This window comes from Maricaulis sp., from assembly GCF_034670125.1.
Classification (GTDB): domain Bacteria; phylum Pseudomonadota; class Alphaproteobacteria; order Caulobacterales; family Maricaulaceae; genus Maricaulis.
The window spans coordinates 327,615-348,695 of sequence record NZ_JAXMOC010000004.1 but is presented as its reverse complement, the minus strand read 5'-3'; the positions used below and the strand labels follow the sequence as shown (position 1 = coordinate 348,695).

The 21,081-nt window shown below is 64.3% G+C and carries 17 protein-coding genes; 11 read left to right on the top strand and 6 right to left on the bottom strand.

What is annotated here, in order from left to right; genetic code table 11:
* The first annotated feature begins 18 nt into the window (after window positions 1–18).
* From VOI18_RS10255 to VOI18_RS10240, 4 genes are all read left to right on the top strand, one after another.
* Window positions 19–1,626 carry a chloride channel protein gene (locus tag VOI18_RS10255; protein ID WP_323762313.1) on the top strand — a complete coding sequence of 536 codons (1,608 nt, stop codon included), beginning with the start codon at window positions 19–21 and terminating at the stop codon, window positions 1,624–1,626.
* A 65-nt stretch (window positions 1,627–1,691) separates the two neighbouring features.
* On the top strand, window positions 1,692–2,222 hold the full coding sequence (locus VOI18_RS10250) for a hypothetical protein (protein WP_323762312.1): 531 nt from the start codon (window positions 1,692–1,694) through the stop codon (window positions 2,220–2,222).
* 103 nt (window positions 2,223–2,325) lie between these two features.
* Window positions 2,326–2,679, top strand: a complete 354-nt coding sequence (locus tag VOI18_RS10245) for a hypothetical protein (RefSeq protein WP_323762311.1) — start codon at window positions 2,326–2,328, stop codon at window positions 2,677–2,679.
* A 293-nt stretch (window positions 2,680–2,972) separates the two neighbouring features.
* Complete coding sequence (locus tag VOI18_RS10240) at window positions 2,973–3,314, top strand: GIY-YIG nuclease family protein (protein ID WP_323762310.1); 342 nt, start codon at window positions 2,973–2,975, stop codon at window positions 3,312–3,314.
* 269 nt (window positions 3,315–3,583) lie between these two features.
* On the opposite strand, the gene VOI18_RS10235 is transcribed toward VOI18_RS10240, so the two are convergent.
* On the bottom strand, window positions 3,584–4,369 hold the full coding sequence (locus VOI18_RS10235; protein ID WP_323762309.1) for a hypothetical protein: 786 nt from the start codon (window positions 4,367–4,369) through the stop codon (window positions 3,584–3,586).
* A 102-nt stretch (window positions 4,370–4,471) separates the two neighbouring features.
* Here VOI18_RS10235 and VOI18_RS10230 point away from each other — a divergent pair, with 102 nt between their 5' ends.
* The 3 genes from VOI18_RS10230 to VOI18_RS10220 all read left to right on the top strand — a co-directional run bounded on the left by VOI18_RS10230 (window position 4,472) and on the right by VOI18_RS10220 (window position 9,152).
* Window positions 4,472–6,763: an ATP-dependent helicase gene (locus VOI18_RS10230; RefSeq protein WP_323762308.1), complete on the top strand. Its 2,292-nt coding sequence runs from the start codon at window positions 4,472–4,474 to the stop codon at window positions 6,761–6,763.
* A 328-nt stretch (window positions 6,764–7,091) separates the two neighbouring features.
* A complete protein-coding gene (locus tag VOI18_RS10225) occupies window positions 7,092–8,015 on the top strand; it encodes an alpha/beta hydrolase (protein ID WP_323762307.1) in 924 nt (307 codons plus the stop codon).
* Window positions 8,016–8,291: 276 nt separating this feature from the next.
* Complete coding sequence (locus VOI18_RS10220) at window positions 8,292–9,152, top strand: 50S ribosomal protein L11 methyltransferase (RefSeq protein WP_323762306.1); 861 nt, start codon at window positions 8,292–8,294, stop codon at window positions 9,150–9,152.
* A 3-nt stretch (window positions 9,153–9,155) separates the two neighbouring features.
* Here VOI18_RS10220 and VOI18_RS10215 read toward each other — a convergent pair whose 3' ends face one another.
* Complete coding sequence (locus VOI18_RS10215; RefSeq protein ID WP_323762305.1) at window positions 9,156–10,184, bottom strand: serine hydrolase domain-containing protein; 1,029 nt, start codon at window positions 10,182–10,184, stop codon at window positions 9,156–9,158.
* A 97-nt stretch (window positions 10,185–10,281) separates the two neighbouring features.
* Here VOI18_RS10215 and VOI18_RS10210 point away from each other — a divergent pair, with 97 nt between their 5' ends.
* The gene (locus VOI18_RS10210; protein WP_323762304.1) at window positions 10,282–11,751 is read left to right on the top strand and encodes a LytTR family DNA-binding domain-containing protein; all 1,470 of its coding nucleotides are present in this window, start codon (window positions 10,282–10,284) and stop codon (window positions 11,749–11,751) included.
* Here the strand turns inward: VOI18_RS10210 and VOI18_RS10205 are convergent, their stop codons facing one another.
* Window positions 11,752–11,913 (bottom strand): hypothetical protein, encoded by a 162-nt coding sequence (locus VOI18_RS10205; protein ID WP_323762303.1) that lies wholly within the window; start codon window positions 11,911–11,913, stop codon window positions 11,752–11,754.
* A 177-nt stretch (window positions 11,914–12,090) separates the two neighbouring features.
* Between VOI18_RS10205 and VOI18_RS10200 the strand changes: the two genes are divergently transcribed.
* The 3 genes from VOI18_RS10200 (at window position 12,091) to VOI18_RS10190 (ending at window position 16,332) form a co-directional block, all read left to right on the top strand.
* Window positions 12,091–13,929, top strand: a complete 1,839-nt coding sequence (locus tag VOI18_RS10200) for an aminopeptidase P family protein (protein ID WP_323762302.1) — start codon at window positions 12,091–12,093, stop codon at window positions 13,927–13,929.
* Window positions 13,929–14,459, top strand: a complete 531-nt coding sequence (locus VOI18_RS10195; protein ID WP_323762301.1) for a hypothetical protein — start codon at window positions 13,929–13,931, stop codon at window positions 14,457–14,459. The genes VOI18_RS10200 and VOI18_RS10195 overlap by 1 nt, the downstream gene beginning before the upstream one ends.
* A 121-nt stretch (window positions 14,460–14,580) precedes the next feature.
* Window positions 14,581–16,332: an ATP-binding protein gene (locus tag VOI18_RS10190; RefSeq protein WP_323762300.1), complete on the top strand. Its 1,752-nt coding sequence runs from the start codon at window positions 14,581–14,583 to the stop codon at window positions 16,330–16,332.
* A gap of 11 nt (window positions 16,333–16,343) precedes the next feature.
* Here the strand turns inward: VOI18_RS10190 and ligA are convergent, their stop codons facing one another.
* From ligA to VOI18_RS10175, 3 genes are read right to left on the bottom strand one after another with little or no spacing between them, the layout of a single operon-like run.
* Window positions 16,344–18,449 carry an NAD-dependent DNA ligase LigA gene (gene ligA, locus VOI18_RS10185; protein WP_323762299.1) on the bottom strand — a complete coding sequence of 702 codons (2,106 nt, stop codon included), beginning with the start codon at window positions 18,447–18,449 and terminating at the stop codon, window positions 16,344–16,346.
* 37 nt (window positions 18,450–18,486) lie between these two features.
* Window positions 18,487–20,184, bottom strand: a complete 1,698-nt coding sequence (gene recN / locus VOI18_RS10180) for a DNA repair protein RecN (protein ID WP_323762298.1) — start codon at window positions 20,182–20,184, stop codon at window positions 18,487–18,489.
* A 27-nt stretch (window positions 20,185–20,211) separates the two neighbouring features.
* A complete protein-coding gene (locus VOI18_RS10175; RefSeq protein ID WP_323762297.1) occupies window positions 20,212–21,042 on the bottom strand; it encodes an outer membrane protein assembly factor BamD in 831 nt (276 codons plus the stop codon).
* Window positions 21,043–21,081 lie beyond the last annotated feature (39 nt).

Genomic DNA, 21,081 nt, shown 5'->3' with positions numbered 1-21,081 from the left:
TCTTTCAGGCGGAATGATGTGATCAACCGGATCGGACAGGCCTTTCGCGAGGGACGCGGTCCCGCCCTCTGGGGACTGGCGATCGTGGTCGGGATCTGTGCCGGCTACGCGACCTTGGGATTGCGCCTCGGCATCGGGTGGGTCGAACAGTCCGCCTTCGGTGCGACCGAGGAACAGCTCGCCAGCGCCGCCTCCCACCTTCCTGCTTGGCGAATTGTGGTCCTGCCCCTGGTGACCGGCTGTATCATCGCCGCCATGCTCGGCCTGGGACGACGATTTGGCCTGTCGCCGGACGGGCGCGGCCTCGGCGTCGCCGATGTGCTTGAGGCCAGGGCCGTGAAAGCGGGACGGATCGACGTGAAGTCGGGTCTGTATTCCGCCGTCATGTCCGCGATTTCCCTGGGCGGCGGTGCCAGCGCCGGACGCGAGGGCCCGGCCGTCCATCTGGGGGCCACCCTTGCCGCCTTCATCGGCAGCCGTCTTGGCATGGCCCCGCGCGGGTCGCGAATCCTGCTCGCCTGTGGCGCGGCGGCGGCCGTCTCGGCCAGCTTCAACGCTCCGGTCGCCGGCGCGCTTTTTGCCTTCGAAGTCATCCTTGGCCACTACGCCCTGCGGTCCATCGCACCGGTGGCGACCTCCAGCGTGGTGGGCGCCCTGATCGTGCGTCACCATTTCGGCCAGGCGCCGGTGTTCAGCGTACCCGAAATGGCGGCGGCCAGCCTGTGGGATTTCCCGGCGGCGGCCCTGCTCGGCGTCGCGGCGGCCGGGCTGGTCATCATCTTCAACCGGGGCGTCATCCATCTGCCCGCCCTGTTCGCCAGCTGGACCGACCGGATCAACATGCCGAGCTGGCTGCTGCCCATACCCGGCGGGCTCGCCGTCGGCCTGATCGCGCTGATGGCGCCGGAAATCCTGGGCGTCGGTTATGAAGCCACCTCGAATGCACTGACCGCCCAGTATACATTTGGCCTGGTGGTCCTGTTGCTGTGTCTCAAGACAATCGCCACCATCATCACCCTGGCCTGCCGCTTTCCCGGCGGGGTTTTCTCGCCCTCGCTCTATCTGGGCGCCATGCTGGGATCGGCCTTTGGCCTGTCGCTCGCCGTGCTCGCCGGCGACCAGACCGCCGGACCAGGCTTTTTTGCCGTCATCGGCATGGGCGCAGTCGCCGGGGCAGTGCTGGGCGCACCGCTGTCAACGACCCTTATCGTGTTCGAACTGACGGCCAGTTATGAGGCCTCCGTGGCTGTGCTGGTCGCGGTCTCGCTTGCAACCGTCCTGTCCCAGTCGGCCCTCGGCGGCTCGCTGTTCCAGCTGCAGATGCACCGGCGCGGCTACGATATCGCCGGCGGCGCCAGCCGCCTCGTGCTGCAGATCGTGCGTGTTCGCGATGTGATGGAACCTTTGGGCAGTTGGGGGGAAGCGGCCATTCCCGACGGCACCTGCCTTTATGAGGACGACACGCTGGGACGCGCCTTTGCTGTCCTCGACGCCGAGCAACTGGACAGCGTCATCGTGCGTGAACGCTCTGATGCCCAGACGGTGACCGGCGTCATCACCAAGGCCGATGCCCAGGCTGCCTATGCGCGGCGGCTCGCTGAAATCAGCGAGGAAGAGCACCGCTGAACAACATTACAGAGAATTCACCCGGGTTATCCCTCTGGAAAGAATGTCCAAGATATGGTCCCGCCATGAGACTGACCGGGGTTGAAAATCTGGATACTGGCCGCGCCGTCCTCGGGGAAGCCCCGCTGACGGCTGACGTGCTGCGGGCAGCCAACATCAATCCGGTAACCGGCCTGGCGACCGACTATCTTAACCACTTCAACGAGGTGGTGATGGTGATGGAAATGCTGCCGGACATGCCCGACTGCGCGGAAGACGTCCTGGAATGGGCACCGGCGGACTATCCGACCCATTTTGCCAATTCCACATTCAAGGACAAGGAACTGGCGATCCTCGCCTATCGCTCGGCGCCGACTGCCGTCCGGGCACACCTGGAAACCCTGATCCTGCAGATCGATGACGAGGTCCTCAAGGCTCAGGCCATGCTGCGCGAGGCCACAAACGCGGAGACCTGTACCCATATCGCCGCCCTGGCCAGCGAGGAGATCAAACCGCTCATCGCCGCCGCCTCTGGCACGATAAACGGCCATGCTGACACCGAGGACGAGCTCGACGACGAGGCCGCGCAAGCCAGTGTCGATGCACTCTTCGGTTGAGGCGTGACTTCTGGCGACTTGTGAGTCATAATATATAACCAAACAAGAATGAGCGCTGCCCGCCGGTCCCGCCGTCCAGGGTCGCGTCGGTCGAGAGAGCCTGATGCCGGACCAACCGTCTGCCCCGTCAAACCTGCAGGATTTTACCGCCTATCGGGCGCGCGAATACACCGCCTTGGTCGCCGAACTTCTGGCCGCGCGCGCGCGCCGTGCCAATGGTCCGGAAATCCTGTGGCTGGTGAACGAGCTGGTCCTCGCAACGGAAGACATTCTGGAATTCAACGGTGATTGCAGCCCAACGGGCGAGGCACAGGGTTGCTGCGTTGAAGCCGAGCGTTTCATGGTCGGGCTGGTCAGGCATGCGGAAGCCATCCGTGCCGCCAACGGCGCCTTCGACAGCCGCTTCGTCGATTTCGTCAAGCAAATGCCGATCGAAGCCCCGCGCCGGGCGGCCTGATCGAAATCAAGAAGTAACTCGGCTGGTTCGACATCCGTGGTGATTTCGACGAAGACGTGCCGATCGTGACGCGTCTCGAAGACTGAGCGTTTTCTGGATCGATGAGCCCACCGTCGGTCCCGGATCGCGCTTCGCGCGTCCGGGAAAAATGAGTGTGTGCAAAACTTCCAACGTCCCAGCTCATTTCCCCCGGACGAAGCCCGGCAAAAGCCGGGCGCAGATCCGGGGCCGACGGGACGAGCAGCAAAACTCTCCCTTTGCGATAAAACATACATTGAGCAATTATAAATTGCATGACAATGCTCGCGCCGGAAGCCGTCTATCTCTTGTTCAGCCGCCCGCATGGCGCGCTCTATGTCGGGCGCACGAAAGACCTGGTCTGGCGGACCTGGCAGCATCGTACCAGCGCAATATCCGGTCACACCAAGCGGCACGACATCAAGCAACTCGGCTGGTACGAATGGCATGACGGCTTCGAATCCGCCGCCCACCGCGAATACCTGATCAAGCGCTGGCGCCGCGCGTGGAAAATCGCGCTGATCGAAGCGATGAACCCGGGCTGGAAGGACCTCTGGTTCGACATTCGCGGTGATTTCGACGAAGCCGTGCCGATCGTGACCCGCGTCGAAGACTGAGCGTTTTCTGGATCGATGAGCTAAACGTCGGTCCCGGATCGCGCTGCGCGCGTCCGGGAAAAATGGGTATGTGATTAGGGAGAAAAAGTCGGAGAAGCCGGAAGAATGACCTGAGGCGATGAAAAGAAAGCTCATTTTCCCCGGACGAAGCCCGGCGAAAGCCGGGCGCAGATCCGGGGCCGACGAGCGGATCAGCAGCCATTTCGGCCCCATGAGATCGACAGCGGCACCGCCAGACCAACAAAAATGCAACTCGCCTTCCCGACGCCTTACTCCGACAAGCAATCATAAAGCGCCTCGATATCCTCGTCCGTTTCCTCCTGATACTCACGATACCTGTCGCGTTGCGCGCGCCAGTTTGGCGACAACACACTTGCCCACAAGACCATACGGGATACGCTCTCGCTATTGTTGGCACTACCGGGACAAACTGCTGCCGTTGATCGATATTGCCAAAGCCCTTGACCGGCAGACCACCAAAGGCACCTGTGTTCCGGGAACCGTTCCCCGCGCGTCTGAATAACGACCTGGCCTTCAAAATTCCGCGTGAGAAATCCCCACTCGGTGCGAACTCCCGACTCGATATCTTGGACGACCGAACGAAGCCGGTCATTCATGTTAGAACGAGTCATCAAGATCAGTCGCCAGCGACCATTGTCATCGCGCCCATACAGCTCATGACGGGTTGTATGTCCCGCGCGAAGATGAGCCAAAATTTCCGCTCGCTGATCCTGGTTCAGGTCAATTTCACTGACAGTATAGCCTCCGTCTGACAGGTCGGCTGGCCAATCGGCAACAATATGAAGCGCTCCCAGGTCTGGGTCGGCCGCATAAAGCGCTATGCGGGGGTGACCCGCCACGCTGTGACTTGAAACTTGAAGGGTCGTGCCGTCCGACAGGACCGGCGCCTGCCAGTTTGCATTGCACTCAACCATGCCCGGCGCCAGAGCTCCGGTCTCAGGAAACTCACGGTGCTCAACGATCGACACGCCCTGAGCGTGGAGTGGAGCGCCAAACGCCAACATCACCAATGCGAACAAAAAACGAACAATCACACATCCCTCCCTTGGGATCGGGCGCCAATCGGTCCAGTATGGCGCATTGAATCGGTTCGACAAACAGGGGTTGCCCCCGCCGTCCAAGCAGCAGGGAATTGCATGTCCGGTCTTTCCATCTCCGACATGGCGCGGCCCGCGCCGCCGACGCCCTATCTTGAGGGGCTGAATGCCGAGCAACGCGCTGCAGTGGAAGCCATGGATGGTCCGGTCCTGGTACTGGCGGGTGCCGGCACCGGCAAGACCCGCGTCCTGACCACCCGCCTCGCCCATATCCTGGCCACCGGTCGCGCCCGGCCGTGGGAGGTTCTCGCCGTCACCTTCACCAACAAGGCGGCGCGCGAAATGAAGGAGCGGGTCGGCAAGATCATCGGCGAAGCGGTCGAGGGCGTGCCCTGGCTGGGTACGTTCCACTCGGTCTCGGCCCAGATCCTGCGCCGCCATGCCGAACTGGTCGATCTGAAATCCTCCTTCACCATTCTCGATACCGACGACCAGCTGCGCCTGATGAAGCAGATCATCCAGGCCGAAAATATCGACGAGAAACGCTGGACGCCGCGCCATCTCGCCAGCCTGATCGATGGCTGGAAGAATCGCGGCCTGATGCCGGACCAGCTGGGCGAGGACGACAAATGGGCCTTCGCCGAGGGCCGCGGCCAGGATCTCTACCGCATCTACCAGTCGCGCCTGAAGACGCTGAACGCCTGCGATTTCGGCGATTTGCTGCTGCACACGCTGCACATCTTCAAGGACAATCCGGACGTCCTGAAATTCTATCACGACAAGTTTCGATATCTCCTCGTCGACGAGTATCAGGACACCAATGTCGCCCAGTATCTGTGGCTACGGCTTTTGGCCCAGGGGACCGGGAATATCTGCTGTGTGGGTGATGACGACCAGTCGATCTATGGCTGGCGCGGCGCCGAGGTCGACAACATATTGCGCTTTGAGAAGGATTTTTCCGGCGCCACCGTGATCCGGCTGGAGCGCAATTACCGCTCGACCGCGCATATCCTGGGGGCCGCCTCGGGCCTGATCGCGGCCAACCGTTCGCGCCTCGGCAAGACGCTGTGGACCGATGATGCCGAAGGCGAAAAGGTCCAGGTACGCGGCATCTGGGATGGCGAGGCCGAGGCCCGCTTCGTCGCCGAGGAAATCGAGAACTGGGTGTCAGGTCAGCGCGCTTATTCCGACAGCGCCGTGCTGGTCCGCGCCGCCTGGCAGATGCGCGCCTTTGAAGACCGCTTCATCATGCTGGGCCTGCCCTACAAGGTGATCGGCGGGCCGCGCTTCTTCGAACGTGCCGAGGTCCGCGACGCCCACGCCTATTTGCGCCTGGTGCGCTCACCGGAAGACGACCTCGCCTTCGAGCGAATCGTCAACACGCCCAAGCGCGGTATTGGTGACACCACGGTCCAGAAGATCGCCATGACCGCCCGCGCCATGGGCGTGCCGATGACCGAGGCGACCCGGCTTATGCTCGGCACGGACGAGATCCGCGGCAAGGCCCGCACGGCGCTGGGTGTCTTCCTGCGCGATGTCGAGCGCTGGCGCGAGCAATCCGAACAGAGCCGGCTGGACGAGCTGGCCGAGATCATTCTCGACGAGAGCGGCTATACCGCCATGTGGCGCGAGGACAAGACGCCCCAGGCCGCCGGCAAGCTGGAAAACCTCAAGGAGCTTGTCCGCTCGATGGGCGAGTACGACACGCTGGAAGCCTATCTCGAACACGTCGCCTTGCTGACCGATGCCGACCGCAAGCCGGACGAGGACGAGATTTCCCTGATGACGCTGCACGGCGCCAAGGGTCTGGAATTCCCGCTCGTCTTCCTGCCCGGCTGGGAAGAGACCGTCTTCCCCTCGCAGCGCTCGCTGGATGAGGGCGGCACGCGCTCGCTCGAGGAAGAACGCCGTCTCGCCTATGTCGGCATCACCCGCGCCCGCGAACGCGCCATCATCACCTTCACCGCCAATCGCATGATCTATGGCCGCTGGCAGACGGTCATCCCGTCGCGCTTCATCGATGAAATGCCGGTCGACCATGTCGAGGCGCGCTCAGAAACGGGCTATTATGACAGCGGTCCGGGCTTTGAGAGTGTCAGCCAGCAGCCCGACGCGATGGCGTCGAGCTATTCCAGCCCCGGCTGGAAGCGCTATCAGGCCAATCAACAATCCGGCCGCCGCTCCTCACCGCCAACCATCAATGCCAAGGCCACGCTCATCGAAAGCGGAGGCTCCGATACCAACGGCACCTGGCGCGCCGGCGACCGCGTCTTCCACGACAAGTTCGGCTACGGCACGGTGAAGAAGGCCGATGGCTCGAAATACACCGTGAAATTCGACAAGGCGGGCGAGAAGAAGGTGGTGGAGAATTTCCTGCGGGAATTGCCTTGAAGTCAGGTCCTCGCCCTTGATGGGCGAGGTGGCTGGGCGCGATGGCGGCCAGACGGAGTGGGTGACGCACGGGCGGTGCAGGAACGCTGACGCGTCTCACCCCTTCCGAGCCGAGGCTGCGCCTCGGCCCACCTTCCCCATCGAGGGGAAGGACCTCGTTCCGCGCTGTTTCAATTCCCTTTTGTTATCCCCGCCACCCGCCTTCGCGGGCGCAGGCTTGAGCGAATAGGTCCCGGGTCTGCGCCCTGATCAAGTCAGGCCGTCCGCCCGGGATGACAAAGTGTGTGTTTCGGGGAAAGTTGGCGCTGGAACAGACCAGCGAGCCCCCATGATCCGCCCTCTCCTTATCGCCGCCACACTCCTTGCCGCCTGTCAGCCCGAGGCGCCAGCGCCCCATGTCGACCCGCACGCCGCCGCACGCCCCATCACATGGGATCAGCTGCTCGACCGCCCACGTGAAACCGCAACGGCGCGCATCGCCTTTGGCGAGGGGGAGCTGGAGTTTGGTGAGTTGTGGAAGCCCCACGGAGATGGGCCGTTTCCGGTGGTGGTGATGGTGCATGGCGGGTGCTGGCTGTCGCAGATACCGGGCACGATCCTGCAGGACTATGTCGCTGCCGATCTGCGTGATCACGGCGTGGCGGTGTGGAATTTGGAGTATGCGCGGATCGGGCATGAGAGCGGTGGCTGGCCGGGCACGTTCGGGGACATCGCCGATGGTGTCGATCATCTGCGCGAGGTGGCGCAGGATCATCCGCTGGATCTCGACCGGCTGGTCTTCACCGGCCATTCCGCGGGCGGGCATCTGGCCCTGTGGGCGGCGGCGCGCGGAAATTTGCCGGAAGACAGCGCGGCCTGGCGCGACGATCCGCTTCTGCCTGAGACAGTAGTCACACTCGCCGGCATCAATGATCTGGCGAACTATCGTGCCAACGGACCGGGGCGATGCGGCGAGCCCGGCACGGTGGATGATCTGATCGGCCCGGTGGAGGGCCAGACACCGGTCTTGATGGCCCAGGTCTCACCTGCGGCGATGGGGCCACTGGCCGTCGAGCAGGTCATTGTTTCCGGCGAACTCGATCCGATCGTGCCACCCTCACTGGGCACTCACTACACGGCGCTGGCGCAAGCGCGCGGCGACACTGTCCGCCATGTCGTGCTGCGCGAGGCGGGACATTTCGAGCTGATCGATCCGACCTCACCGGCCTGGCAGGAGATACGGGCGATTTTGGTCGAGGCGCTGGAGAAGTAAGCCGCATGTCGCCCCCGGGGACTTCGTCCCCACCCATCCTTACTTGTCATGCCAGCCAGCGGGCCGCATGGGCTCAGCGCCGTCAAGGCCGCCTTCGGCGCCGCGAAGCGGGCATGCGCCTTGACGGCGCTGAGCCCATGCGGCGAAATCCCGGCAAGACATTCAAGGCCTTCTCCGAGCACTCGCTCGCAACCTCCCCCCATCCCCACACCCCTCCCCGCTTGATTTCCGGCGTCCCAGCGTCCACACCCGCCGCCTGATCCGGAGACCTTGCCCATGACCACGCTTTGGCGCCTGACAGCCCTGTCCGATTTTGCCACCCTTGCCGATGTCGTTGAACGGCTCGACGAGGCCCATCCGGCCGTCGCGCTGAGCTGGGCGATTTTCGAGGAGAGCGATGGGGCGCGGCTGGACGTGTTGTTCCAGTCCATGCCGGACGAGGCCGCCTTCCGCCGTGCCTCGGGCCTTGCCGAGGACATACTGGTCGAGTTCGGACCGTTGCCGGAGGAGGACTGGGTCCGCCTGTCGCTGCAGGGCCTCAAGCCGGTCGAAGGCGGGCGTTTCACCCTGTTTGGCGCCCATGATCGCGACGCCGTCGCGGCCGGTCAGATCGGCATCGAGATCGAAGCCGGCCCGGCCTTCGGCACCGGCCATCACGGCACCACGCGCGGCTGCCTGATCGCATTTTCCGAAATGCTGGACGCCGGCGCCGCGCCGAAGACCGTGTTCGATCTGGGCTGCGGTACGGCCGTCCTGGCCATTGCCGCGGCCAAGGCACTGCCGGACACGGAAGTGCTGGCATCGGACATCGATCCTGAAGCGGTCGATGAAAGCATCGAGAACTGCACCAAGAATGACACCCCCGGCATCGACTGTTTCGTCGCCGAGGGCCTCGATCATGCCAAGCTGGCCGGACGTCAGTTCGAGCTGATCTTCGCCAATATCCTCGCCGGGCCGCTGGTCGAGCTGGCACCGGGTGTCGCCAACATCCTGACGCCCGGCGGCAAGGTCATCCTGTCCGGTCTGCTGACCGAACAGGAAGCCATGGTCCGCACCGCCTACGAAGCCGCCGGCCTGACCGTGCATCGCCAGCCGCCGCTGGAAGGTTGGGAAACCCTCGTCGCGACAAAGGGCTAGTTGCTACTCGGCTGCCGGCGCCAGGCCGGCAAACAGGTCAGCCAGCTCTATCGCGATCGCCTGCAGGTTCTCGCTGTCAGCATTGCCGACCAGCGCCACCGAAACTTGCGGTTCGACGTAGATCAACATGAAAGACCGACCGCCCGGCGAGCCGCCGGAGTGGGCCGCATAGTGCAAGTCCGCCTCGGGGGCATAGCCAGCCCAGGGCCCCGGCAGCTCTGTCCAGCCACCGAGATCGACCAACTCGCCAGCCGCAAGGGCATGCCCCATTTCGGCCAGTTCCCGCGAGCTGGCCAGCAGACCACCCGCACCGAATTTGCACTCGGCCGACAGCCCGTCGATGATCTGCGGGCCTTCTCCCAGATCGACCCAGTTGGTGGCCTTCTCGGCATCATCTGAGTCACGACGGGCAAGATAGGTGTCACCCAGTGCATCACGCATGGCCGCATCAAAACTGTCGGTCCCGGTCAGCTGCACCAACAGGTGGCTCAGCAGGACATAGCCATAGGTCGAGTAAGCTATCTCATCGCCTTCAGGCGGCGAAAGCGGCGAGTCGATGAAATGATCCAGCGCGTCGGCCGGGGTTTCGCAGCGACGATCCGAGAAGCTCATCCAGTCCGCCCGCGAGGTGTAGTGGCGCACGCCCGCCCGGTGTTCGAGCAGGGAGCGAAGCGTGACAGCGTCATAATGCTCTGGCAGTCCCGGGTCGATCTGTCGGACCGGCGTGTCGAGATCGAGGCCCGCACTCTGCTCGAGACGGACATAGGCCAGCGCGGTCAACATCTTGGCCACCGAATAAACATTATAGGCGCGACCGGCACCATCAGCGGCGTCGCGCTGCCAACCCCCTTCAGCTTCCCAGACAATTTCGCCACCCACCATCACCGTGGCGTTCAGCGCCGGATAGGTCCGGGCCACCGGGTCAAAGGCCGCCTGCGACTGTTCTGCGAGCGGCGGCGCTGCGACCTGCCCGGCCATACCGAGCCAGAGACTTGCGACTCCGGCGCTTGCCGTCAAAAGACTTCCAATCATCGAAATGTGTGTTCCTGTTGTTGACTTGCCCCCCGGCACTGGGCGGTCATGCCGTGACGGCAGCGACCCGACCATCGCAAAAGGATGAATGGCTCACATGATGGCTGGATGGCTCAAGGCGATAACGGACCGGCGTCCCGGTCTGGAAAGTGTCGGGCTGATGCTGCTGGCTCTGGTCGTCCTTCTGACTGCGCCGCAGCCATGGATCGATGCGCGCATGCCGCAGACCGTGCGTTACGTCGATGCGGATATCGGTCTGGACGCGACGCTGGCCGACCCGGCCGCCGGGGCGCGGCTGCCTTATCGCAGCATCAAACGTCCCGCCACCGCGGGGTGGCTGGTCTGGGATGATGTCCCGATCGCACGCGATGGACCGCCGCCCGCGATCAGCACATCCGGCCCGTTCTCCGCCACGCTTTGGTTCAACGGCGCGCTGATCGGCGAGAAAGGCCGGCCGGGGACGAATGCGGCCGATGAGGTCGCGGGCTCGATCGACAGCCTGTTCGCCGTACCGGAGCGGTTGATCCGGCCGGATGGCAACCGGCTTGTCATGCGCCTGTCCAGCCACCGGGCCGGTTACACACCCTATAGCCTGGTGCAGTCACTCTTCCTGATGCCCTACAGTGCCGAACCACGTCGGCCGGTCCGCTACTACCTGCCATTGACCGTTCTGGGAGCCGGCCTGGTGGCGCTGGGGCTGGCCTTTGCGCTGCGGGCCCGACGTATCGGCGATGGTCTCGGTAACTGGCTGGCCGTTGCCCTGGCCGGACTGGCCCTGACCGGGCTGGCGGAAATTTCCCGGGCGATGATCAATTATCCCTACGACTGGCATCAGCCCCGTCAGGCGCTCAGCCTGATCGGCCTGGCGGTTTTCGGGGCCGCCTTTCTGCGCTTTGCGCAACAGCGCTGGCCAGCGTCTGGCCGGATCAGTCCGGTGTGGATCGGCGTCACCGGCCTCATCGCCCTGGTCGGCTTTGCGTCGATGGCCGGCTATGATGCCAGGTCGGCGGCGGTGACGGCCTGCCTGACTGGATCAGCCGCCATCTGGATGGCTTGGCGTGGCGACGCCAAGGCCCGGATACTGGCTGCCGGGGTGATGGTCATACCGCTCTATGCGCTCTTGCTGCCCGGGGACCTGATCGACCGCGGCGTCTACGCGCTTGCTCTGGGCTTGCTGGCCCTGCCCGCCACTCGCTGGCCGTCTCTGCTTCAGCCGGAACCGGCGGCGACACCCAAAACACTGGCGCTGCAGTCTACCGGGCGGCTGACCCGGCTGGCCTGCAGCGACATTGTCCATCTCGTCGCAGCGGGCAATTACACCGAGGTCCACACCCGCAGCGGGGCGACCCATCTGGACAATCGCAATCTGAGCACGCTGCTCGCGCAATTGCCGGACGGTTTCGTCCGCAATCACCGCTCGCACGCGGTCAATCTGGACCATGTTGAAGCGCTGACCAGCGCAGTGGGCAGTCGCTACCAGCTGGTCCTGACAGGCGGCCACCAGGTTCCGGTCAGTCGCCGGGAGGTCGCCCGCCTGCGTGAGCACCTGGCCGGTCGGCCGGCATGATCAGGCGCGCTTGCCCTTGACGCCGAAGGCGGCGAGGAAGGCGTTGACGTCGTTGGTGCGCGGCAGGGTGCGCACGCCGGCGCGGGACCGGTTGCGGTCCATCGAGCGGTTGAGCATGTCGTTGGCGTTCATCGAGCGCCAGTCATCAATCCCGTACAGCATGGGAAACTCCTGTGATTTCCCCGCGCTTTAGCCATGGAATGCCGGACCTGCGAACAGGCGGTTCAGCAAGCCCGGCCTGCGCAAATGCATGGCCCGAGTGACCAGCGGGGACGCAGGCCTGCAGACCCGGCTGAGACAGCCATTGAACCGGTCCTGCGACGGGCATACCTTGCCGCCATGACCCAGATGATTTCCCAGACTTTCGACGTTAAGGGCGGCCCGCATTATGGCCGCGAGAACCTGCCCAAGCTGCGCGCCGCGCTGAAAACGCTTGGCCTGGACGGTTTTCTCATCCCGCACGAGGATGAGTATGACAATGAATACCTGCCGGACTGCAATGAGCGGCTTCTGTGGGCGACCGGCTTTTCCGGCTCTGCCGGCGCCGCCATCGTCATGGCCGACCGCGCCGCGCTGCTGGTCGATGGCCGCTATACCGCGCAGGGCCGCCAGCAGACTGACACCACGCTGTTCGACCAGTGCGATCTGGTCGGCCAGGGCCTTTACGGCTGGATCGAGGAGAATGCGCACAAGGGCGAGAAGATCGGCTATGACGCCCGTCTGCACAGCCCGGCCGCGCTCGACTTGCTGCAGACCGCCGCCATGCGCGCAGGCGTCGAGCTGGTTTCGGTCGCGCAAAACCCGATCGATGTTGCCTGGACCGACCGTCCGGCGGCGCCGAAGGCCGACATCATCCCCCATCCCATCGAATTTTCCGGCGAGGAGCACAGCTCCAAGCGCCAGCGCATTGGTGTTGCCATCGAGCGTGGCGGTGCCGACGCCGCCGTGATCACCGCGCCGCCCTCGATTGCCTGGTTGTTCAATGTGCGCGGCGGTGACGTCTCGCGCTCGCCGCTGCCGTTGTCTGCCGCGCTGATCCACAAGGACGGCACCGCGACTTTCTTCGTCGACCCGGACAAGCTGACCGACGAAACCCGCTCCCATCTCGGCAATGAGATCGCGGTGCGGCCGGAGAGCGAATTCGGCCCGGCTCTCGCCGAGCTGGACGGCAAGACCGTCCGCGTTGACCCGACCACGGCCTCGGCCTGGGTGTTCGAGACGCTCAAGTCCGGCGGTGCGAAGGTGCAGTCGCTGGAAGACCCGGTGATGCGTCCCAAGGCCGCCAAGAACCCGGCCGAAGTGGAAGGCTCGCGTCAGGCGCATATCCGCGATGGCGGCGCCATTGCCCGCTTCCTGCACTGGCTCGACACCGAAGCCCAGTCCGGCGAGGTCGACGAGATCCAGGCGGCGCAGAAGCTGGAAAGCCTGCGCAAGGAATTGCCGGAACTGCGCGACCTGTCCTTCGACACGATCTCGGGCGCCCAGGGCAATGCAGCCTTCGCCCACTATCGCGTCTCCGAAGCCTCCAACCTCAAACTGGCCAAGGGCTCGCTCTTCCTGGTCGACAGTGGTGGCCAGTATCCGGACGGCACGACCGACATCACCCGCACGGTGCCGATCGGTGATCCGACGGCCGAGATGAAGGCGCAATATACCCGCGTCCTCAAGGGCCATATCGCCCTGTCGATGGTGCGTTTTCCCAAGGGAACGACGGGCACGCAGCTGGACATTCTGGCCCGCTTCCCGCTGTGGCAGGCCGGCTTTGACTATGATCACGGGACCGGTCATGGCGTCGGCAGTTTCCTGGGTGTGCACGAGGGTCCGCAACGCATTTCCAAGGCCCCCAATGCGGTGCCGCTGGAGCCGGGCATGATCCTGTCCAACGAGCCGGGCTACTACAAGGAAGACGGGTTCGGCATCCGGATCGAGAACCTGCAGGTTGTCACCGAGGCGGCCGAAATTCCCGGCGGCGAACGTCCGATGCTGGGCTTCGAGACGGTCACCGTCGCGCCGATCCACAAGGGATTGATCGACACCCACCTTCTGACCGCCGAAGAGATTGCCTGGCTGGACAGCTATCACGCCATGGTGCGGACCAAGGTCCTGCCGCTGGTGGACGGTGATGTCGCCGACTGGCTGATCAAGGCCACCGAGCCGATAGCGGGAGCCACGCCCTAGTGCGCACAGCCGCGATCATCGCGATGGCAGCCGCCCTTCTGGGCGGCTGCTTCTATTCCGAGGATGCCCTGATCTCGCGCGGTCAGGCCGACTGGCCGCTCGAGGAAGGCCTCTACAGCCACACGCCCTATCTGGCCGACGGCGTGACCCCTTTCGACCGCCCGGCCTGGACCGGCGAGATCGAACGCAGCTGGGGGCGCTATGTCTCCGACGATGACGGCTTTCCCCATGACGGTGCACGCCTGAAGGAAATCGCGGACGGACTCTACATCGCCATGCGACGCGACGAGGACAATTGGAGCTATGGCCTGATCCGTGTCTTCCCCGGCGGGGTCGCCACCTATCACGCGCCGGAATGCCAGAATGTCGAGGCCGCGATTCTCGACCGCTATGACGTGACCGAACACGAAGAAGAACGCGGATATTGCCGGGTCGATGACTGGGACCGGCTGGTTGGCGTCATGCTCAGCTATGTCGATGCCATGGGCGAGAATTTGCCGATCGACGGTGTCTACCGGCGCGTCGAGTAGGAACTTTCCTTAACCCTGCCATGCCTAGGCTGCCGGTTGCACGGGAGCTGGGCCGCTGAGCATCTGGACACCCATCGACAAGCTGATCGGCTGCGACGGATCCGACGATCTGACGCAGACCATGCGCGCGCGGGTCGCCCTGGTGTTTGCGGCCATGCTCACACTTGTTGCACTGGCCAATGCAACACTTCTGGTGCTGTCGGACCAGGCCCGCCGAGGCATGGCGCTGCTGGGCGTCGGCGGCGCGGCCACCATCGCTGCCAGCGGGCTCGCCGGCATCTGGCTTCGACGTCCGTCGATCACCATGAGCTTCGTCGCTGTTTGCACGATACTCGTCTATGCGGGGGCCATCTACGGCAATCGAGGCAGCGTCCCGCCGGCTTTCGCCTATCTGCCCTGCATCCTGCTCGGCTTCTACCAATTTTGGGGTCCGCGCAGCCTGTATGCCGCACTACCCGCAGTCGGTGCTGCCTTTGCCGGCGTTTTTGCGATGGCCAGCATCTCGGAGGCCCCGCCCGAATACCCGATGGTGACCCTCAGTGTCGCCCTGATGCTCTCCTGCATCTGGCTGATTTCTCTCGCTGCGGTTTTCCGGTCCGTCCAGAACCTCGCCGAGTCACAATTGCGGCACGCCAATGCCGACCAGGCCGCAGCCCTGTCGTCCAGCCAGGCCGCACAGCGCGCGAAAAGCGAATTCCTCGCCAATGTCGGCCATGAGGTGCGGACCCCGCTCAATGGCATGTTGGGCATGGCGGATGTGATGCACCGGGTCGGCGGACTGCCATCGGACCAAGCCGAACGCCTCGACCTGATCCGGGATTCCGGCTCCACACTTCTGGAACTGCTCAACGAGATCCTCGACCAGTCGAAGATTGAAACCGGACAGGTCGTTGCCGAGCGCGTCGATTTCGACCTCGGCCAGCTGGCAGAAAAGACCGCGTCGAGCTGGCGGCCCGAGGCCGAGAGCCGGGGGCTCGACCTGGCGCTCGACCTCAGCGGCTTGCAGCAACCCGTCCTGCAGGGCGATCCCTTGCGGATCCGGCAGATCCTCAACAATCTGGTGTCCAACGCACTCAAGTTCACAGAGACCGGTCATGTCGCCCTGAAGGTCAGCCAATCCGCCGACGGGACCGATGCGACCTGGAACACGAAAATCGAGGTGCGAGACACCGGCAGCGGCATTCCGGCGGACAAGCTTGACGCCATTTTCGAAGCCTTTCATCAAGCCGATGCGTCGATCACGCGGCGCTATGGCGGCACGGGCCTGGGTTTGTCGATCAGTCGCCAGCTGGCCCGTCTGATGGGTGGCGAGCTTGCCGTTACCTCGACGCCCGGCGGTGGCAGTTGCTTCACGCTCGACCTGCCCTTGGCAGCCGGCCGAATTGTGCCGTCAGCCGTATCGGAGATCGCCGCCTCGGCCCGCCCGGCGCCGCTGGTCACGTCGTCGCGGCGGGTAAGGGTGTTGTCCGTGGATGACGTGGCCACCAATCACATCGTCCTGCGTGCCCTGCTTGAGCAGGTCCTGGCCGGGACCCCGCTCTCCATCGAAATCGCCAACTCCGGCAGCGAGGCAATCCAGGCTGTCAGCGACACCGAGTTCGATCTGATTTTCATGGACATACAGATGCCCGGGATGGACGGCGCAACTGCCACCGGTACCATCCGCCGGCTTGCACCGGGCAGGGACGCCTGGATCATCGCGGTATCCGCGTTGGAAGCCTCGCAAAGGGCCCGGATCCTGCCGCCCGGCCTGTTCCAGGGCGTACTGCCCAAACCAACATCCGTGGACGCATTGCAGCACCTGCTGGTGGAGTGGCAGACCGCACGCCGGTTCGGCACCGGCCCGAGCGACGGCATTCCGGCAGCACGCTGAGGCGGGTCACTTCAAGCCCCGATCAGCGTAAACCACTCATCCTCGGTCAGGGTCTCGACGCCCAGCTCTGCAGCCTTTTTGGCTTTCGAACCCGCGCCCGGACCTGCCACCAGATAATCCGTCTTGCCCGACACCGACCCGGCCACCTTGGCACCGAGCGCTTGCGCCTTGGCCTTGGCCTCATCACGGGTCATGCGTTCCAGCGCGCCAGTGAATACCACGGTTTTGCCGGCCACCGGGCTGTCATTGGCGATGGCCTCGGCGTCCTCGATGGTGAGTTGGGCGACAAGGCGATCCAGAAGCTCGCGATTATGGGGTTCGGCGAAATACTGTTCCAGCGCTTCGACCGCTGCATTGCCGACGCCGTCAATGCCCAGCATCTCGGTGCGAACCGTCTCGTCGGCGAGATTGGCCGCCGCGGCATGAAACGCCGCCCAGCGGCCATAGGTGCGAGCGAACAGCGCCGAAGTGTTCTCACCGACATGGCGAATGCCGAGCGCGTTGAGAAAACGGGCCAGGGCTATGGTCCGCCGACCCTCGATCGAGCTGAAGAGATTGTTGACCGAGGTCTCGCCGAAGCCCTCGCGCTGCTGCAGTGGCGGCGTGATTTCACCCGCCTCATTGCGGGCCTTCAGGGTGAAGATATGGGCCGGCTCGGTGATCAGGCCCTCTTCCTGGAAGGCCTCGATCTGCTTGATGCCCAGCCCTTCGATATCGAACGCCTTGCGCGACACGAAGTGCTTGAGGCGCTCCTTGAGCTGGGCGCCACAGATGAGGCCGCCGGTACAGCGCCGCACCACATCCAGCTTGCCGGTCTTGGCGTCATGCTCACGCAGCGCCTGGCTGCCGCAGACAGGACAATCAGTCGGAAAATCAAAGGGCGCGCCACGACCGGGCCTCTCCGGGTCGACCACGCGGACGACCTGCGGAATGACATCGCCAGCGCGCTGAATCACCACGGTGTCGCCGATTCGGATATCCTTGCGCTCGATCTCGTCCTGGTTGTGCAGGGTGGCATTGGTGACCACCACCCCACCGACCGTGACCGGGGTCAGGCGCGCGACCGGCGTCAGGGCACCCGTCCGACCGACCTGGATGTCGATGGCTTCCAGCACGGTTGTTGCCTGCTCGGCCGGGAATTTGTGGGCGATGGCCCAGCGTGGGGCCCTGGCCACGAAACCCAGCCGCTCCTGCCAGTCGAGCCGGTCGACCTTGTAGACGACACCGTCAATGTCATAGCCAAGGCCAGCCCGCTTCGCCTCGATATCGCGATAGACCGCCAGCAGGGCCTCGACGCTGTCACAACAGGCCATCAACTCATTAACCGGAAAGCCCATGTCACCGAGCCGGGCCACAGCCCCCATCTGGGTGTCCGACAGGGGCTCGGACACTTCGCCCCAGGCATAAGCGAAGAACCGCAATGGGCGCTGCGCGGTCATCTTCGGGTCTATCTGGCGCAATGAGCCGGCGGCGGCATTGCGGGGGTTTTTGTAGGCATCCTTGCCAGCCTCGGCCTGTCGTGCGTTCAGGGCCGCAAAGTCGGCGTGCGACATGTAGACCTCGCCGCGCACCTCGACCACGTCCGGCCAGTCGCCCGGCGGCAGGGTGTCGGGGACGTCATCCAGGGTGAGCAGGTTCTGCGTCACGTCCTCGCCGGTCTGGCCGTCGCCGCGGGTGGCGCCATGAACAAGCCGTCCGCCAACATAGCGCAGGCTGGCGGACAAGCCGTCGATCTTGGGTTCGGCGGTCACCGCGATTGCCTCGTCCTCGCCAAGCCCCAGAAAGCGCCGCACCCGACCAACAAAATCAGCGACATCGCCATCATTGAACGCATTGCCCAGCGACAGCATCGGGACCGCATGCCGGATCTCGCCGAACTTGCCGGATGGCGCCGCACCGACACGCTGTGTGGGACTGAGGAGATCGACCAGCTGCGGGAAACGGGCCTCAATCGCCTCGAGTTTGCGGCGCAAGGCGTCATAGGCCGCATCCGATATCCTCGGCGCGTCGGCTTGGTAGTAAGCCTTGTCATGTCCGGCGATCTCACGGGACAGACGGGCATGTTCGTCCCGCGCTTCAACCTCGGTCAGCTGGTCGACATCCTTGAGTGCGCTCATCAGTCCTGCCCTGCGGAATCAATTCGGGAGCGGCAGTCTAGGCGTCCACGGCCATCAGTGCATCGGCCTGGGCCCGCGCCGCGTCAGTTATGTCAGCGCCGGACAGCATGCGGGCGATTTCCTCGCGCCGCGCCGCACCCTCCAGCTTGACCAGGGTCGTGCGCATGCCACCCTTACCGTCATCGGTCTTGACGATCTGCCAGTGGTGATCGGCGAGAGCTGCCACCTGCGGCGAATGCGTGACCACCAGCGTCTGCCCCTTGGCCGCCAATCGCTTGAGCCGCCGACCGACCGCATCAGCCACGGCCCCGCCAACACCCTGATCAACCTCGTCGAAGACCAGAACAAGTCCGTCATCATCACCCGCCAGGGCGACCTTCAACGCCAGCCCAAACCGGGACAATTCTCCGCCGGACGCGATCTTGTCGAGCGCACCGAAAGGCGAGCCGGGATTGGTGGCGACCTCAAAGACAACATGATCGCGACCATCAGGGCCGGCACGCCCATCTTCCGATGTGATGGAAACACGGAACCGGGCCCGGTCCATCTTCAAAGGTGGCAGCTCGGCGGCGACGGCGTTGGTCAGGTCCTTGCCGGCGGCCTCCCGGCTGCGCGTCAACGCATGGGCGGCATCATCATAGCGCGCCTGCGCTGCCTTCACGGCTTTTTCGGCCTCGGCGATCCGGTCCGATGCATTCTCAATCCCGTCGAGCTGGTCTGTCAGTCGGCCATGCAGAGCGGCCAGATCGTCGGCAACGACATGATGCTTGCGGGCGAGTCCACGCAGGGCGAACAAGCGTTCTTCCACCTCGTTGAGGCGTCCCGGCTCGACGTCGAAGGCCTTCGCCGCATCTGAGAGCGCGTCTTCCGCCTCGGCAAATTCGATCAAGGCGCGATCGATCGCGGTGGAGGCTCGCTCGAGCGCGGGACCGGCTTCGCCGCCGCCGGATCCGATATGGTCACGGACCCGTTCCAGCCCGCGCAGGGCAGCATTGAGGCGCGCTTCCAGCCCGCCTCCTTCACCGGCCAAAGCCTGCTGGGCGTCCTGCAGGTCCCCGATCGCGCGTTCGGCACCCTGGAGGAATTGGCGCTCCTCGGCGAGCTCGGCCTCCTCACCCGGGCGCGGGTCCAGCCGGTCCAACTCTTCTATGGCGTGACGGAGATAATCCTGCTCGTCATCGGAGGCCTGGTTGGCGTCAACCAGGGCGTCGAGCTGTTTGCGGGCCGCGCTGACTTCGCGCCAGGCGGTGCGGCAGGCCGCCAGCTCGCGATCATGTCCGGCATAGGTGTCGAGATAGGTGCGGTGGCTTTTCGGGTCCATGAGACCGCGACCATCATGCTGGCCGTGAACCTCAACCAGCACATCACCCAGACCGCGCAAAAGACCGACACTGGCCGCCTGATCATTGATATGGGCCCGACTGCGGCCGTCCTCGCCAAGGCGGCGGCGCAGGATCAGCGGTTCGCCCGGTTCGACCATCAGACCGGCCTCGTCCAGCAAGGCCCAGGCCGGATGGCCGGCCGGCAGGTCAAAGGCGGCGACAGCCTGGGCTTCGTCGGCACCGCTGCGCACCTGGGCGCGATCGGCCCGCTCGCCGGCAGCCAGTCCCAAAGCGCCCAGAAGGATGGACTTGCCGGCTCCGGTCTCACCGGTCAGCGCACACAGTCCGCTTTCAAACGTCGCTTCAAGCGCGTCGATCAGGACCACATTTCGAATGGAGAGGGAGAGCAGCATTCAGTGCGTAGGCACCCCCGGGCCGGATCAGCCAAACAGCCGCTGCATGGCCCGCCGCATGAAGGACGGGTCGGCCTGTTCGATCGCTTCGCCGATCGAAATTCCCTCACGCGTGAGGAGGTCATAGCTGGCCTCATACCATTCGCTGCCCGGGAAGTTGTAGCCCAGAACCGAGGCGACCTGACGGGCCTCCTCGTCAATGCCCAGCGACACGTAGGACTCGACCAGGCGATGCAGGGCTTCCGGCACATGCGAGGTGTTGCCGTATTCGCGCAAAACGTTCTGGAAGCGATTTATGGCAGCGAGATGATAGCCGCGACGCAGATACCAGCGGCCGACGCTCATTTCCTTGCCGGCCAGGTGGTCGCGCGTCATGTCAATCTTCAACCGCGCATCAGTGGCGTAGCGGCTGTCCGGGTAACGACGAACAACCTGCTCCAGCGCCAGCAAGGCCTGCTGGGTCGCGGCCTGGTCGCGGCCGACATCCATGATCTGCTCGAAATGGCTGATCGCGATGAGGTAGTAGGCGTAGGGCGCATTGCGATTGCCGGGGTGCAGCGAAATGAAGCGCTGGGCGTCGGAAATCGCTTCCTCGTAATTGTTGGATTCGTAGTTGGCATAGGCGGCCATGAGCATCGACCGGCGGGCCCACTCCGAATAGGGGTGCTGGCGTTCCACTTCGTCAAAACGCGCCGCCGCGAGGGCGTATTGCTGGCGGTCCAGCGATTCGAACGCAGTCGCATAAATCGTCTCGGCCGGTCGCTCGACATAAGCGACTGAATTATCAGGCCCACTGGCACAGGATGCCAAGAGGGCGGACAGGGCAAGCGGGACAATAAAACGCGACGTAAGGGTCATGAAAGCACGGCTCAACAGCTCTGGCGGCCGAAGAGCCAC